The following is a 14,465-nucleotide window of genomic DNA, read 5'->3' as shown; positions in this document are numbered from 1 at the left end:
GTTCCTCGAACGTGCTGCCCGTCCTTCGAAACGGGATTTGGGTCGCTTTGGGCATGAAGGCATCTTTGCCGAAGGCGGCCGCTGGAAGTTCATGGAAACATGGCGAGCTTTCCCGGCCAGCGGGCAATCGGCGTGGATTGCAGGGTCGAGCCCTGCAATGACGAAGAGCGCGTGACGGTTACCCTGAAAACCCAACCCACATTGCTCTTGCCATGGCTCGACCATGGCATCCATTCCCACCCGGAGCCGGTCATTGAGGAGAGGCAATGGCATGGATTGCAGGGTCGAGCCCTGCAATGACCGGGGAAACAGCGAGTGTTCCCCGGACAAGCCCCGTCGCCTCCATGCTGTCATGCCATGGCTCGACCATGGCATCCATGCCGTTTCCTTTCCGCTTTTCCTGGGTCTTGGGTCCTGTCGCGTCAGGGGTGTTGCTTCCGGATCGGTGCTCGGCACCGGCCGTACTTGTCCGGAAGAACGGAACAGGGCCCGGCGTATTGGTCCCTTGACCTCATCCTGAGGTGCGCAGCGGAGCGAAGCCTCGAAGGGTGGGCGGCGAGACGCGGTGTATCTGGCCTGTCCTTCGAGACGGGAATTGGGACGTTTTCAGGATGAGAAGACCGGCTGAGGCGGATACCAAAGTCCACTCCACCACTGTCCGGCTTATCGCGAAATGAAGCCCTTATGACGCATTTAACTTTGCGGATTTGTCATCCCTGCTGGAGCGCAGCGGAAGGCAGGGAACCAGTAATCTCTTGTTTCTCCGCCTTCTTCCAACCACCAGCTACACGGCGTACTGGGTCCCGGTCCTGCCGCTCACGCGTCAAACCGGGACGACAAACAACAAGAACAAGTCCGTATCCTGCCTTCGCACCGGACGGAATGTTGCGGCTCACCCAGTGACATAAATTTAACCGGACGTTCTAAACCGGACAGCAGTTGGTCCGCGCTGGGACTGGGCAGAGGTTTGCGAGTCAAACTGTTTTGCTCGTTCCGAGCCTACCGGCAAACCTACTCGGCAGCTTCCACGGTGAAATGCTTTTCAAGAAATGCGCCGGTGTTGCGGTAGTGGTCGAGCAGCAATTTGCAGGCCAGGTCGGTGTTTCTGTCGACGGCCGCATTCATGATGTCACTGTGTTCCTTGCCGATGTCGCGCGCCGAATAGTTGAGGGCCTGTCCGGCGAGGTAGCGGTAACGGATGTTGAGGTCATAAAGCTGGTTGCAGAATTTCAGCAGGACCGGCGAATGGCAGCCGTTCAGAAGGTTCATGTGAAAGGCCTTGTGCAGCTCTTCGAAGCGCTCAACATTGGCACGCGGTTCACGCATCATGCGATGATGGCTGATGACAAGCCTGTCTTCCCATGCGTGGTCGGCATTCGCCAGACTTTCACGAAGTGCCATTTCCTCCAGATGGCAACGCAAGTTCAGGATTTCCGCGAAGTTCGAAGGGCTGACATCGGAGGTCCGGAAACCGCGCTGATCCAGGCGTTCCACGAGGAGGTCCGACACAAGCAGCGTCAGCGCCTCGCGGATAGGGGAACCGCCCATGTCGAGGATCTGCCGCAGTTTTTCGATCTTCAGTTTTTCGCCCGGCGCCAGCTCGCCGACCAGAATCATCCTGCGGATCGCGAGATACGCCCGTTGCGTAGAGGAAGGTTCTTGCGATGCGTCTATCTGCATTTGTATAGCCATGGGTAAATAATATCGATTTTCCGACCAGAATTCCAGTTTTAACTAGGATGATGCGCGCGCGGGTCAAGTCAATTTATACGTGAGTCGGTCGATAGTTTTTCGCCATTTCACTTGGCCTTGCAATGCTTTTGACCTGTACTGCGCTTCAGGAGGCCGTCAAATACCCGATCTGTCGAAAAATGTGCATCTGGGAATTGACCAAAAATGTTCTAATTAATAATAAACAATTGACTGAGCGGGAGGCACGATGTCGGAAACCCCAATACTGCAATTCGGAACCAGCCGATTCCTTCAGGCGCACGCTGATCTTTTTGTTTCCGAAGCTCTGCAAAGGAATGCAGCGCCCGGACCAATCACGGTTGTCCAGACGAGTGGTGATCCCGGCCGCTCGGCACGGCTTGCCGCGCTTTCGGACAAGGAAGGCTTCGAGGTGCAGGTGAGGGGAGTTGATCGGGGTCAGCTGATTGAAACCAGCACACGCGTTACCAGTGTCGCGCACACGCTGTCCCTGCCTGCCGACCTTGCGCGTGTCCGCGAGGTTGTGGTGAACGAAGCGCGGATTATCCTTTCGAACACGGCAGATGCGGGCTTTCGTCCGCGTGAAGCCGACCACCAGACAAATTTCGACCAGGCCATGTCCTATCCGGCAAAGCTGACCTGGCTTCTTTTTCAGCGCTTCGAGGCGAACGGCGCAGCCATACAGATCATGCCGACAGAACTGGTGCCGCGAAACGGCGAGGTCCTGCGCGACCTTGTTCTCCGGATCGGTGGCCTTTACCCGGACGCCTTTCGCCAGTGGCTGGAGACAGAGGTCATCTGGGTGAATTCGCTGGTCGACCGGATCGTCTCCGAACCGCTCGAGCCGGCAGGCGCGGTGGCCGAACCGTATTGCCTCTGGGCGATCGAGGATCAGCCGGGTTTGCTGTTGCCATGCACGCATCCGAACGTACGGGTTGTCCCAAGCCTTGAGCCTTATGAAACGCTCAAACTCTTCATCCTCAACCTCGGACACACCTATCTCGTGTCGCGGTGGCTGTCGGAACAGGGGACCGCGCGGCACAAATATGTTCGCGACATGCTCGCCGACCGGACGGCAGCTGCCGATCTTGAGGATCTTTATGCGCGCGAAGTGGTGCCGGGGTTTGCGGCACATGGCCGGAAAGAGGACGCTGAAGATTATGTCGCCACAACGCTCGACAGGTTCAAAAACCCCTTTCTCGACCACAAGCTTGCCGACATCGCGCAGAACCATGCGGAGAAGATCGAACGCAGGATCGGGGCCTTCCTGACCTGGGCGAGACAAGCGGATGCGGCCTTTTCAGCGCCGCGTCTCGAAGCGATTACGGCAGCGCCTGCCGAAGTGCACCTTCTTTAGGTGGGAAACGAGAAAAAGAGCCGGCACTCGCGAGTGCCACTGCTGTCGGTTCGGCCAGAAATTCCAAAACTGGTTTGACCGGAAGGATCATGCGCACGAACGCCGCGCAATTCATCCTCATCCTGAGGTGCGCAGCGAAGCGAAGCCTCGAAGGATGGGCGGCGAGACGCGGTGTATCTGACCTGTCCTTCGAGACGGACCTTCGCTCCTCCTCAGGATGAGGCCGTCGCTGAGGAGAAGCAATGGCATGGATTGCAGGGTCAAGCCCTGCAATGACGAAGAGAGAGTGAGGGCTACCGGACGAGCCCCGTCGCCTCCACGCAGTCATGCCATGGCTTGACCATGGCATCCATGCCGTTTCCTTTCCACATTTCTTGGGTCCTGGGTCCCGCGGCGTCAGGGGGGTTGCTTCCGGACGAACTCGAAGCGTCAATTGCGTTAATCCGAAAGGACGGAACAGGGCCCGGCGTATTGGTTCGTTGACCTCATCCTGAGGTGCGCAGCGAAGCGAAGCCTCGAAGGACAGGTCACGCATGAAGGCTTTGCCGTCGATCCTACGAAACAGCGCTCTCGCGCTTCCTCGGGATGAGGGAGAGAGGCAGATGCAAGAATGAAGGTGAGCCCTCCATGATTTCCAAACCCGGCAACAGAAAATGTCATCTGGATCAGGCGCGCCTGTGATCTTTCAGCGAGGCCAGCAGGGTTTCCTTTGAGCGGCGCAGGTGCTTGAGGGCCGCTTCTTCGGAATGCAGCCGGTCATGGGCCAGCATCGCCCTGATCCATTCAAGGTGTTCCTCGATCGCAGCCGCGTTGCGCTCCCGCTCGTCGTGCTTGTCCCACATATAGTGATAGTGGAAAATCAACGAAATCAGCTTCTGCGCTTCCAGGACGAACCTGTTTTTCACGACGCTGTTGACCGTTGAGTGGAACTTTTCATCCAGGGTCGAGAAGTCGTGATAACGGGTCTTCAGATCCTTTTTCAGATCCTCGTGTTCGCGTTCAAGGTCCTTGAGCTTCACCCAGATGTCGTGGTCATCGGGCAGGGACAGGAGCTGTCTGACGGCATTCATTTCCAGAACGAGCCGGAAATCGGACAGCTCAACTGCAAACTCCGCGGTGAAGCCGGAGAGGATCCAGCCGCCCTTGGCCCGCCGCTCGACAAGCCCGAAGCGGCTTAGTCCGGACAGGAATTCCTGCAGGCTGTGAGCCGGGACGCCGAACTGCCGCGACAGCTGGGCAATGTTCAGCGATGTTCCGGCAGGAACGTCGAAGCGGAGAATCCACTCGAAAAACAGCTTTTCCAGTTCTTCGCCCGAAGGTGCGCTTTCCGATTGAGTCAGGCGGTGTTTTTGCTCAGGCCGTTTAATCAGCGTTTTCTGCCGCCCCTCCCAGTCGATGAGATCTTCCTCGTCGAGTTTTTGAAGGGCGGTTCGCACAATGGTCCGGCTCACCTCCATCTGCTCCGCCAGGACGACCTCGGCAGGCAACTGGCTGCCAACGTCCATGGTGGCGCAAATATCCAGCAACTTGTTGTAAGCGCTTCGAAAACGGTCGTCTGTACGGGCCATAGCGCGAAATTAGCACATCCTTGAGGAAGAACAATTCCCGAAATTTCGTACATTTAAATAAAAAACAATTGACGGCGCGCAGATTGAGTGCAATTTTGTTTTTAATAATAAAATTCAATTTTCGCCCGGGAGGAAACATGGCGAATCTTGATAGGGAGGCGTATCCGGTGCCCGCGGCACTCAGGCTGTCGGCCGGATCGTTTCACAAACTATCGGCGGTTCTGACCCTTGTTGCGCTGGTGATCGCGTTTTCGTTCGGCAACGATGCGTTCTTCACGGTCAATAACGGTCTTACGGTTCTTTTGCAGACATCTGTGATCGGCCTGCTGGGCATCGGCATGACGATGGTCATCATCACGGGCGGCATCGACCTCAGCGTGGGGTCTGTCCTGGCGTTGTCGGGCGTCGTGACCGGCCTGTCCATCAAGGCTGGCGTGCCGACCGCTCCGGCGATGGCGCTGGGGATTGTCGCCGGGGCGTTTTGCGGTTTTCTGAACGGCTTCGTCATCACCAAGATGCGGATCACGCCTTTTGTCGCCACGCTTGGAATGATGCTGATTGCGCGCGGTGTTGCTCTTCAGCTGACCGGGGCAGCTCCCATCTCGCGGCTCGGCGAAGCCTTCGGCATCCTGGGCAACGGATCCCTTTTCAGGATCGTGGAGAAGACCGGTGGCATTTTCCCCAAGGTGGTGTTTCCCGGCATTCCTTATCCCGCGATCCTGCTTGCGTTCGTTGCGATCGGTGCCGCCTATCTTCTGAACAAGCGGCAGGCCGGACGGCATATCTACGCGACCGGCTCCAACGAGGAAGCGGCGCGGCTCGCCGGCGTCCTGGTCGACCGGACAAAAATCTTCGCCTACACGATGTCGGGTGCCCTGGCAGGGCTGGCGGGCAATGTCCTGATGTCCCGCCTTGTGACCGTACAGCCGAACGAGGGCGTAATGTACGAGCTCGACGCCATCGCCGCGGCGGTGATCGGCGGCGCATCGCTCATGGGCGGGGTCGGCAATATCTCCGGCACCATGATCGGCGCATTCATCATCGGCGTCCTGCGCAACGGCCTCAACATGGCCGGCGTTTCCGCCTTCATCCAGCAAATCGTGATCGGCGTGATCGTCATTCTGGCGGTCTATATCGATCAGATCCGAAACCGGCGCTGACAAGCCGGACAATCAACATAAATGTCTTCAACCGGAGGGAATAAACCATGAAAAAACTGATTTCGACCATGATGATGGCAAGTGCACTGGTGCTGACGGGCGCTGCCGCGCAGGCCGGCGAAATCGCGGTCATCGTCAAGACGACCAACTCGAATTTCTGGCAGAACGTGAACAAGGGTGCGAGCGCCGCGATCAAGGGGCAGGAAGCGCATACCATGACCTTCAACGGTCCGGCCTCTGAATCGGCGATCGCCGATCAGGTGAGCCTTGTTGAAAACGCGATCAACCGCGGTGTGTCCGGGATCGTTCTTGCTCCGTCCGATCCGGAGGCGCTGACACCGGTCGTCAAGAAAGCCTTCGAGGCGCAAATCCCGGTCGTCATCATCGACTCCGGTCTGGCCGACAACGCCAAGGAATATTACCAGGCCTTCCTTTCCACCGACAATTGCGCAGCCGGAAAGCTGGTTGCCGACAAGATGCTGTCCGAGGTTGGAACCAAGGGCAAGGTTGCGGTGATGTCCTATGTTGCCGGCGTCGGATCGGAAATCGGCCGCGTCGGGTGCTTTGTCGAGCACATCAACGAGAAATCCGACATTGAAATCGTCGGCCCGTTCTATTCGCAGTCGCAAATGGCAACCGCTCTCAATCAGACCACCGATGTTCTGGCCGCCAATGACGACCTTGTCGGCATCTTCGGTGCAAACGAACCGACGGCAATCGGCATGGGCCGCGCAATCGTTCAGGCCGGCAAGGCCGGCAGCATCACCGCGCTCGGTTTTGACGGCAATTCCGACCTTCAGGACTTCGTGCGCGACGGAACGCTTGCCGGCACCGCCGTCCAGGGATCTTTCCAGATGGGTGAACTCGGCGTCCAGACCATCATGAAGCTGCTGAGCGGCGAGAGCGTGTCCGACTTCATCGATACGGGTGTCGTGCTGGCCACGAAAGAAAACATCGACCAGCCCGAAGTCCAGAACGTCCTTTACTGACAAATCCCAACTTGCCGGGGGCACACTCCTTCCTTGTGTTCCCGGCGCTTTTTTTGATGAAGGGCCCTTCGCCATGAGCCTCGAAAGCGCTTCTCAGCCTCTTGTTGAGATGAGCAACATTGAAAAGCATTTCGGCGGTATTCGCGCGGTCAACGGTGTTTCGCTGGACCTTTACCCTGGAGAAGTCGTCGGCGTTCTCGGGCATAACGGGGCGGGGAAGTCGTGCCTGATGCGCATCCTGTCCGGGGCGATGATCGCGAACGAAGGCTCGATCAAGGTCAATGGTGAACGTGCCGAAATCCAGAGCCCGCATGATGCGCGCGATCTCGGGATTGAAACGATCTACCAAACGCTTGCGCTTGCCGACCACCTGAATGCACCCGCCAATCTTTTTCTGGGGCGTGAGCTGAAAACGAGGCTCGGCAATCTCGACGACAGGAAGATGATGGCCGAGACGCAGCGCGTCTTGCGCAAACTCAACCCGAATTTCAAGAACCTGGACGATCCGGTTGCAAAGCTCTCCGGCGGCCAGCGGCAGGTTATTGCGATTGCACGGGCAATCTATTTCAATGTGAAGATACTGATCATGGACGAGCCGACGGCAGCACTCGGTCCGTCCGAAACCGCGATGGTCGCCGACCTCATCAAGGGTCTGAGGGCCGACGGGATCGGCATCCTGCTTGTCAGCCACGACATGCACGATGTGTTTGAGCTGTGCGACCGCGTGGTCGTAATGAACAAGGGCAGGAATGTCGGGTCCCATCGTATTGAAGATGTGACCAAGGACGATGTTCTCAGCCTCATCATCAAGGGCGAATTGCCCGGAGACTGGGTACCGCGCGGCCGGGATAGAGTGCAATGAAGCATGAGACAGCGACAACCGCAGACGGGAAAAACGCCAGAATGCCCTGCGGTGTTGTCGTGGAGCCTGGCGTATTCCGGCTGGCAGAGCAGGATTTGCCGCTGGAGGCCCCGGACGGCTGGGTACTGGTCGATATCCGGGCCGTCGGACTTTGCGGGACCGACTACCACATATTCGAGGGCAAACATCCGTTTTTGAACTATCCGCGCGTGATCGGCCATGAGCTCAGCGGACGGATCGCCAAGGCAACCGGCTCCTTGAAGGAGGGCGAACTGGTTGTCATCAATCCCTATCTGTCGTGCGGCAGGTGCCGTGCCTGCAGAAAGGGCAAGCCGAATTGCTGCGAGAATATCGAGGTGCTCGGGGTCCACAGGGACGGGGGCATGTGCTCCAGGATCATGGTCCCGGAAACGAACCTCTACCGGGCCTCCGGCCTCAGCGAGCTTCAGGCCGCAATGGTGGAGTTCCTTGCGATCGGTGCCCACGCCGTCCGGCGCGCCGGCGAACTGAAGGCCGAGCGTGTACTTGTGACAGGGGCAGGGCCCATCGGTCTCGGCACGGCGCTGTTTGCGCGTATTCAGGGCGCGGACGTTCACCTGCTGGATCTCAGCGAGGCGCGATTGCGTCAGGCGGGAGAGAAGTTCGGTTTTGAAAAACAGTATTTTGCCGGGCCGGACATTCTGACCGGGCCGCTCTCCGACGGGTTCGATGTCATTTTCGACGCGACGGGCAGCGCGCGTGCGATCGAGGCGGGCTTTCCCTTGCTTGCCCATGGCAGCCGCTACGTGCTGGTCAGCGTCGTCAAGGACCAGATCCGGTTCGACGATCCGGAATTCCACAAGCGGGAAACCCAGATCATCGGCAGCCGCAACGCGACAGCCGAGGATTTCGAGACGGTGATGCAGGCCATTCGCGATGGCCTGATCGACACGGACGCGCTCTGTTCACTCACGATCCCGGTTCAGGATGTCGCCGGCCAGTTCGAAGCGCTTTCCAGCGACCGCGAGACGCTGATAAAGGCGGTTGTCACGTTCTGATCTGGAAACCAGAAATCTGCGTGAGCGAAGCGAACACGGCAGTCGATACGATCGTAATCAGCCGCGCCTTCGGCGCGAAATACGTCTGGTTTCCGGATCGGCGTGCAGCTGATGCTGCACTGGTCCGGAATGACGGGGTGGTCCAGCCGTTGGTCATCCCGGTTTGCTGCGCAAGCGGCAAGACCGGGACCCAGTACCCTGTGTGGTCAGCGACAGGAAGAAACCCTTGAACCAAGCGTTTACCGGGTTCCGGCCTTCCGCTGCGCTTCAGCCGGAATGACAAACCGCTAGACTTGAGATCTCCTCGCAAGACCCATGTCGGGTTCAAACCGGATCGCAATTAATCCCGGTGTGCGCCACCACTTTTCGCAGGTTCCGCGAGAGAGCTTCGTCACCGGAACGGTGTCCGAGATACTGCGGACTTTTCAAAAAGGGGGCACTCGCTGTATAGAGGGCGCCGAAAGCTCCGGATCGGACTGAAGGCTTGCCTTGTCCAAGAGCGCTCCTTTAAGCAAAAGACCACGCCCGATGAACGATTTTCTCGTTGCCGCCCTTTATCTGTTTACGCCGCTTGAGGACTACGCGGACATGCGTGATCCGCTCAAGGCTTTCTGTGTTGAGAAGGATGTGCGCGGCAGCCTGCTTCTGGCAGGCGAGGGCATCAACGGCACGATCTGCGGGCCGGAAGCGGGCGTTCGCGCGGTGCTCGATCACCTGCGCGCCGATCCACGGCTGAAGGCACTCACACACAAGGAAGCCTGGACGCACCGGCACGTCTTCAAGCGCATGAAGGTGCGGCTGAAACAGGAGATCGTGCGTCTGGCGGTGGACGGCATCGACCCGAATGAGATCGTCGGCGAATACGTCAAGCCGGAAGACTGGAACGCGCTGATTTCCGACCCGGACGTCGTCGTGATCGACACACGCAACGACTACGAGTTCGCCTTCGGCACGTTCGAAAAGGCGCTCAACCCGGAAACCCAGTCGTTCCGGGAGTTTCCGGACTGGGTCAATGCGCAGGAAAGTCTTGAGAAGAAGCCGAAGATTGCCATGTTCTGCACCGGAGGCATCCGCTGCGAGAAGGCAAGCGCCTGGATGCTCAAGAACGGGTTTGAAGACGTCTATCATCTTGAAGGCGGCATCCTGAATTACCTGGAAAAGGTGCCGGAGGAGGAGAGCCTCTGGAAAGGTGAGTGTTTCGTTTTCGACGACCGGGTGTCCGTCGATCATCAGCTCAAGCCGCGCTGGGGAGAATGGGTGCCTGAGGAGGCACGTCATATCATCAACGAAGACACCGACTATGAAAAAGGTGCAAAGGAACAGGCCTGATCCGAAGAGGTTCCGGTCGCAGGTTCTTAACGGGCGTTAACTTTTTGCTTTAATGCCTTGTCAAAATTCCCTAAAATCGGGTTGCAGGACATTTTCCTGCACCAGACCGGGGGATGAGTTTATGCGTCGCAGTTCCTGGAGCGCGGTCATCGCGCTGGCAATTACACCTTTTCTTGCATCTTTTGCCCATGCGGGCGGCAAGGCGCTGGCCTGCTATCAGCAAGCCACTGTTCCGGCTGTTTACAAGACCGTTCATGAACGCGTTCTGGTCAGGGCGGCGACCCAGAGGGTCGTCAAGAGGCCTGCTGTCTACGGCTACCAGAAACGCCGCGTTCTGGTGCAGCCTGGGCGCGTCAGCTACCGGATGACACCGGCGGTCTACCAGACACGTCATCGCAAGGTGATGGTGCAAAAGGCCAGCGTCGGCTGGGAGTACCGCATGATCAAGGGTGTCAAAACCCTCTGCAAGGTCCAGCACCCTGCGGTTTACAAGACCGTCAGCGAGCGGGTTCAGGTGCAGGCCGCGTCCAAGGTCGCGGTCCGCCATCCGGCGATCTACAGCACCGTGAAGGAAAAGGTGATGCTGCAGCCGGCGTCCAGCCACGTGATCAGGGAGCCGGCCGTCTACAAGACCGTCAGCCGCCAGGTCATGGTCGAGCCGGCACGTACCGTGTGGCAACCGGTGAAGGTCAGGGGCTGCCGGCACTAACGCCGGACAAGTTATGCAGATCGGGTGAATGAAGGACAATCGGTTCTGCCTGAATGTATGGCCGCGTAAATCATGACTTTCTGCACAGCTCCGCACTCGCGCTCGGTATGATGAAGGCCGCAGTACGGATACATTTCCGGCGACATCGATGCCCTGGAAGGCATGGCAAGGCTGGCGACAAGGCTCCGAAAGGCCCTTCACACCCTGCGCCGTCCCGGACCTGATCCCGGACCTGCTCATCGTTTGGCAGGAGGCCCCGGCTCAGGGCCGGGGCGGCACCCAGGTTCTCCGCGTCTTTCCAACGAGATGAGGGAGGGGCGTCAAGCGCATAACCGCCCACACGCCCAGTCACCTCTCCCCGTGGGAGAGGTCGGCCTGAAAGGCCGGGTGAGGGATCAGAGCTGTGAGCGCTCCTCAGGCGTTTGCCCCTCACCCTGCCCCTCTCAAACAGGTGGACGTGGAGACCCGCTCCGGACCTATGGAAGCGCTCAGAATGAGGTGAGATATCCGCGCCGTCCCGGACCTGATCCGGGACCTGCCGAACACGTGTCATGAGGCCCCGGCTCAGGGCCGGGGCGGCAATGAATGCGGGGCAGTGACGTTCTGTTCAACTCTGTGCTTTCATCACCTGGTTCAGGAGCCAATGGTCCGTTTGTCCCGGAAAACCTAAATGACCCGTCATTGCCGGACCTGATCCGGCAATCCAGGCCGTTCCGGCGCCCCAAATTCATATCCCCGATCCGTGAAAGGTCACGGCATGGGTTCCATGGTTCCTTGTGCTTCTAGCGTTCGCGTGGTGGCGGTTTTCGATGCCATTTCGCCGGACTAAGTCTTGAACCGCTCCGTCGTCAAACCCTTGCGCCCATGGCCTTCCACGCGGAAGAGGCCGCCGGAGAGCGTATCCGGTTCGATGGCGGTCGGGTCGGTCGGTTGCTTGATCGTGGTGACGATCAGCTGGTCGAGCTCCGGGCCGCAGAAGCAGGGCATGGTCGGTTTTGGCACCGGCATCTTTATCGCTTCCAGAAGGTTGCCGTCGGGAGCGAAGCAGTTGAGCACGCCGGCGGAGACACCGGCGCTCCAGTAGTTGCCGTCCGCGTCCACGGTCGCGCCGTCCGGGCGGCCGGTCTCGTTGGTCTGCTGGGCATAGAGCATCTTGGAGCCGAGGGCACCTGTTGCCGGGTCGAAGGCATAACACTCGATCCATCCAGGCGTGGAATCTGCGTGGTACATGTAAGCTCCGTCTGCGCTCCAGGCGAGGCCGTTGGAGCATTGCAGTTCGTCGCGGATCTCTTCGACGTTCCCCTTGCCGTCGATCCGGAAGAGACCGGCGATCGGTTCGCGCGGGGAGGCTGTGTCCATCGTGCCGATCCAGAAAGCGCCGTCCGGGCCGATCTTGCCGTCATTGAGACGTGTGCCGGGGCGGTCCGCCTGCACCTCAGCGAGGACCTCGCTTTTTTCCGTCTTGGGGTCGAACAGCAGGATCTTGTCCCACACGCCGACGACAAGCCGGTCATCATCGGTCAGGCCGAACGAGCCGACCTCGTTGTCGAAATACCAGGTCGTGATGTCGCGCGTCGCCCAGTCCATCGACTGAATGGTGCGGCCCTGAATATCGACCCAGAGGAGACGGTTGGTACGCTCATCCCAGGTCGGGCATTCGCCAAGCTGATAGGTTGTGTCGAGAAAACGGGTGATCTTGTGGGACACCGTGGCAGGATCCTTGAAGTGCCAAGCAATAAACGGAAGCGGACTATATAGCCGACTTGACCTGCCGTCGAGACTGCAATCGATCCTGACGGTTCAGCCAGCGTAACCGGGCAAATGAAAGGCTGTCCGGGTCAGACTTCCGCTTCCAGCGGTATGGCAGTCCGTTTCACGATCGGGCGAATGGCGAAGGAGGATTTCATCCTGAGAACGCCAGGAAGCTGGGACAGGTGATCGCGGTGGATGCGTTCGAAATCGATCGGGTCCGCAGCGGTCAGACGCAAAATGTAATCGGCATCGCCGGCCATCAGGAAACACTCCATGATTTCGTCCGACCGCGCGACCGCGCGTTCAAAGCTCTCGAGCGTCTCCTTTGACTGGCCGGTCAACGAGATTTCCACAAAGACATCCATGCGGCGGCCGAGCTTGCGCTGGTCCAGCAGAGCGACGTAGTTCTCGATCACGCCGGCTTCTTCAAGGGCGCGCACCCGCCGCAGGCACGCCGAGGCCGACAGCCCGACAACATCGGCAAGGTCCGCGTTGGCGATCCGGCCGTCCTTTTGCAGCACATCGAGGATTTTCCGGTCCAGACGATCGAGTTTCATTATGTTGCACCGCACATATTGCGTTAAAATTTGTCCATGTTCGCAGAAAATGCGGTGTGTTTCCAGATTTGCGCAATAGAATTGTTCAGTTCCGGTTTTGCGGTCGTGGGAACGCAAGCACATTCGACTGCAAAAGGCATACACTTACAGGCAATCAATAACGCTTCCAGAGGAGACGTGGTTATGCGCATTGGTGTGCCGAAGGAAATCAAGAACCATGAGTACCGGGTCGGGCTGACGCCCGACAGTGTTCACGAGATGATCGCCCACGGGCACGAAGTGCTCGTTGAGACCAATGCCGGAGTGGGCATTGGCGCAAGCGACGCCGACTACGAGACCGCAGGCGCCAGGATCCTTGGCACTGCAAAGGAAGTCTTCGACGCCGCGCAGATGATCGTGAAGGTCAAGGAACCGCAGGCGGTCGAGCGGGCGATGCTGCGTCCGGACCACATTCTGTTCACATACCTGCATCTGGCTCCGGATGCGGACCAGACCGCTGATCTGGTCAAGTCCGGTGCGACCTGCATTGCCTACGAGACCGTGGTGGACGCAAAAGGCGGCCTGCCGCTGCTGGTGCCGATGTCCCAGGTTGCCGGACGTCTTTCGGTCATCGCCGGAGCCAAGGCGCTGGAGAAGGCGCATGGCGGCTCCGGAACCCTTGTCGGCGGCGTTCCGGGCGTCGAGCCTGCCAAGGTCGTTGTCATCGGCGGCGGCGTTGTCGGATCCCATGCGATCACCATGGCGATCGGCCTTGGCGCCGATGTCACGGTTCTCGACCGGAACACGGCGGTTCTCGGCCAGCTTGCCCAGACGTTCGGGCCGGCGCTGAAGACCGTTTATTCGACGAAATCCGCGCTGGAGAAACACGTCCTTGAAGCCGACATGGTCGTCGGTGCCGTTCTGGTGGCAGGCGCGGCTGCGCCCAAGCTGGTGTCCAAGGATCTCGTGAGCCGCATGAAGACCGGTTCGGTTCTGGTTGATGTCGCCATCGACCAGGGCGGCTGCTTTGAAACCTCCAAGGCAACCACACATTCCGATCCGACCTATATCATCGACGACGTGGTGCACTACTGCGTTGCGAACATGCCGGGTGCCGTGCCGAAGACCTCTACCTACGCGCTCAACAACGCGACGCTGCCTTTCGCCCTGGCGCTTGCCGACAAGGGCGCGAAGAAGGCGCTGCTCGACGATCCGCACTTCCTGCCGGGCCTGAACGTGATCGGCGGACAGGTGACCTGCGAGGCGGTTGCCGAGGCTCTCGGCTATGACTATGTCGATCCGGCCGCTGCGCTAGAGCAGAGCGACGCCAGCCAGGCCGCATAGGGCGGCAAGTCCTTCAGAGTTGAAAAGGCCGGTCAAGTGACCGGCCTTTTTTGTCGTGTTGAGCAGTTCCGGATGTTTCCCGTAGCCGCCTCACCGCCATTGCGGGGACAAC

13 protein-coding genes are annotated in these 14,465 nt (G+C 59.1%); 8 read left to right on the top strand and 5 right to left on the bottom strand.

Features of this window, described 5'->3' with window-relative positions:
• Positions 1-250: 250 nt before the first annotated feature.
• Both RBB49_RS19750 and RBB49_RS19745 read right to left on the bottom strand, forming a co-directional pair.
• Complete coding sequence (locus tag RBB49_RS19750) at positions 251-379, bottom strand: hypothetical protein (protein ID WP_306144606.1); 129 nt, start codon at positions 377-379, stop codon at positions 251-253.
• A 632-nt stretch (positions 380-1,011) separates the two neighbouring features.
• Positions 1,012-1,680, bottom strand: a complete 669-nt coding sequence (locus RBB49_RS19745; RefSeq protein ID WP_306144605.1) for a GntR family transcriptional regulator — start codon at positions 1,678-1,680, stop codon at positions 1,012-1,014.
• Between the two features lie 259 nt (positions 1,681-1,939).
• Between RBB49_RS19745 and RBB49_RS19740 the strand changes: the two genes are divergently transcribed.
• Complete coding sequence (locus RBB49_RS19740) at positions 1,940-3,067, top strand: mannitol dehydrogenase family protein (RefSeq protein WP_306144604.1); 1,128 nt, start codon at positions 1,940-1,942, stop codon at positions 3,065-3,067.
• A 665-nt stretch (positions 3,068-3,732) separates the two neighbouring features.
• On the opposite strand, the gene RBB49_RS19735 is transcribed toward RBB49_RS19740, so the two are convergent.
• A complete protein-coding gene (locus RBB49_RS19735; RefSeq protein ID WP_306144603.1) occupies positions 3,733-4,572 on the bottom strand; it encodes a GntR family transcriptional regulator in 840 nt (279 codons plus the stop codon).
• Between the two features lie 200 nt (positions 4,573-4,772).
• Between RBB49_RS19735 and RBB49_RS19730 the strand changes: the two genes are divergently transcribed.
• From RBB49_RS19730 to RBB49_RS19705, 6 genes are all read left to right on the top strand, one after another.
• On the top strand, positions 4,773-5,795 hold the full coding sequence (locus RBB49_RS19730) for an ABC transporter permease (RefSeq protein WP_306144602.1): 1,023 nt from the start codon (positions 4,773-4,775) through the stop codon (positions 5,793-5,795).
• Positions 5,796-5,842: 47 nt separating this feature from the next.
• On the top strand, positions 5,843-6,784 hold the full coding sequence (locus tag RBB49_RS19725; protein WP_306144601.1) for an ABC transporter substrate-binding protein: 942 nt from the start codon (positions 5,843-5,845) through the stop codon (positions 6,782-6,784).
• 73 nt (positions 6,785-6,857) lie between these two features.
• Complete coding sequence (locus RBB49_RS19720) at positions 6,858-7,646, top strand: ATP-binding cassette domain-containing protein (protein WP_306144600.1); 789 nt, start codon at positions 6,858-6,860, stop codon at positions 7,644-7,646.
• On the top strand, positions 7,643-8,683 hold the full coding sequence (locus tag RBB49_RS19715) for a zinc-binding alcohol dehydrogenase family protein (protein WP_306144599.1): 1,041 nt from the start codon (positions 7,643-7,645) through the stop codon (positions 8,681-8,683). Before RBB49_RS19720 ends, RBB49_RS19715 begins: the two co-directional genes overlap by 4 nt.
• Positions 8,684-9,211: 528 nt before the next feature.
• Entirely contained in the window at positions 9,212-10,012 is an 801-nt protein-coding gene (locus tag RBB49_RS19710; RefSeq protein WP_306144598.1) for a rhodanese-related sulfurtransferase, read from the top strand.
• 121 nt (positions 10,013-10,133) lie between these two features.
• Complete coding sequence (locus tag RBB49_RS19705; RefSeq protein WP_306144597.1) at positions 10,134-10,721, top strand: hypothetical protein; 588 nt, start codon at positions 10,134-10,136, stop codon at positions 10,719-10,721.
• 825 nt (positions 10,722-11,546) lie between these two features.
• Here RBB49_RS19705 and RBB49_RS19700 read toward each other — a convergent pair.
• Together RBB49_RS19700 and RBB49_RS19695 are read right to left on the bottom strand one after the other, a co-directional pair.
• Complete coding sequence (locus RBB49_RS19700; protein ID WP_306144596.1) at positions 11,547-12,428, bottom strand: SMP-30/gluconolactonase/LRE family protein; 882 nt, start codon at positions 12,426-12,428, stop codon at positions 11,547-11,549.
• Between the two features lie 131 nt (positions 12,429-12,559).
• Positions 12,560-13,030 carry an Lrp/AsnC family transcriptional regulator gene (locus tag RBB49_RS19695; RefSeq protein ID WP_306144595.1) on the bottom strand — a complete coding sequence of 157 codons (471 nt, stop codon included), beginning with the start codon at positions 13,028-13,030 and terminating at the stop codon, positions 12,560-12,562.
• A gap of 183 nt (positions 13,031-13,213) precedes the next feature.
• Between RBB49_RS19695 and ald the strand changes: the two genes are divergently transcribed.
• Positions 13,214-14,353: an alanine dehydrogenase gene (gene ald, locus RBB49_RS19690; RefSeq protein WP_306144594.1), complete on the top strand. Its 1,140-nt coding sequence runs from the start codon at positions 13,214-13,216 to the stop codon at positions 14,351-14,353.
• Positions 14,354-14,465 lie beyond the last annotated feature (112 nt).

It is taken from the genome of Roseibium sp. MMSF_3412 (assembly GCF_030733265.1).
In the GTDB taxonomy this organism is placed as follows: Bacteria; Pseudomonadota; Alphaproteobacteria; order Rhizobiales; family Stappiaceae; genus Roseibium.
The sequence above is the reverse complement of the archived record's forward strand: the minus strand, read 5'-3'. Positions and strand labels throughout refer to the sequence as shown.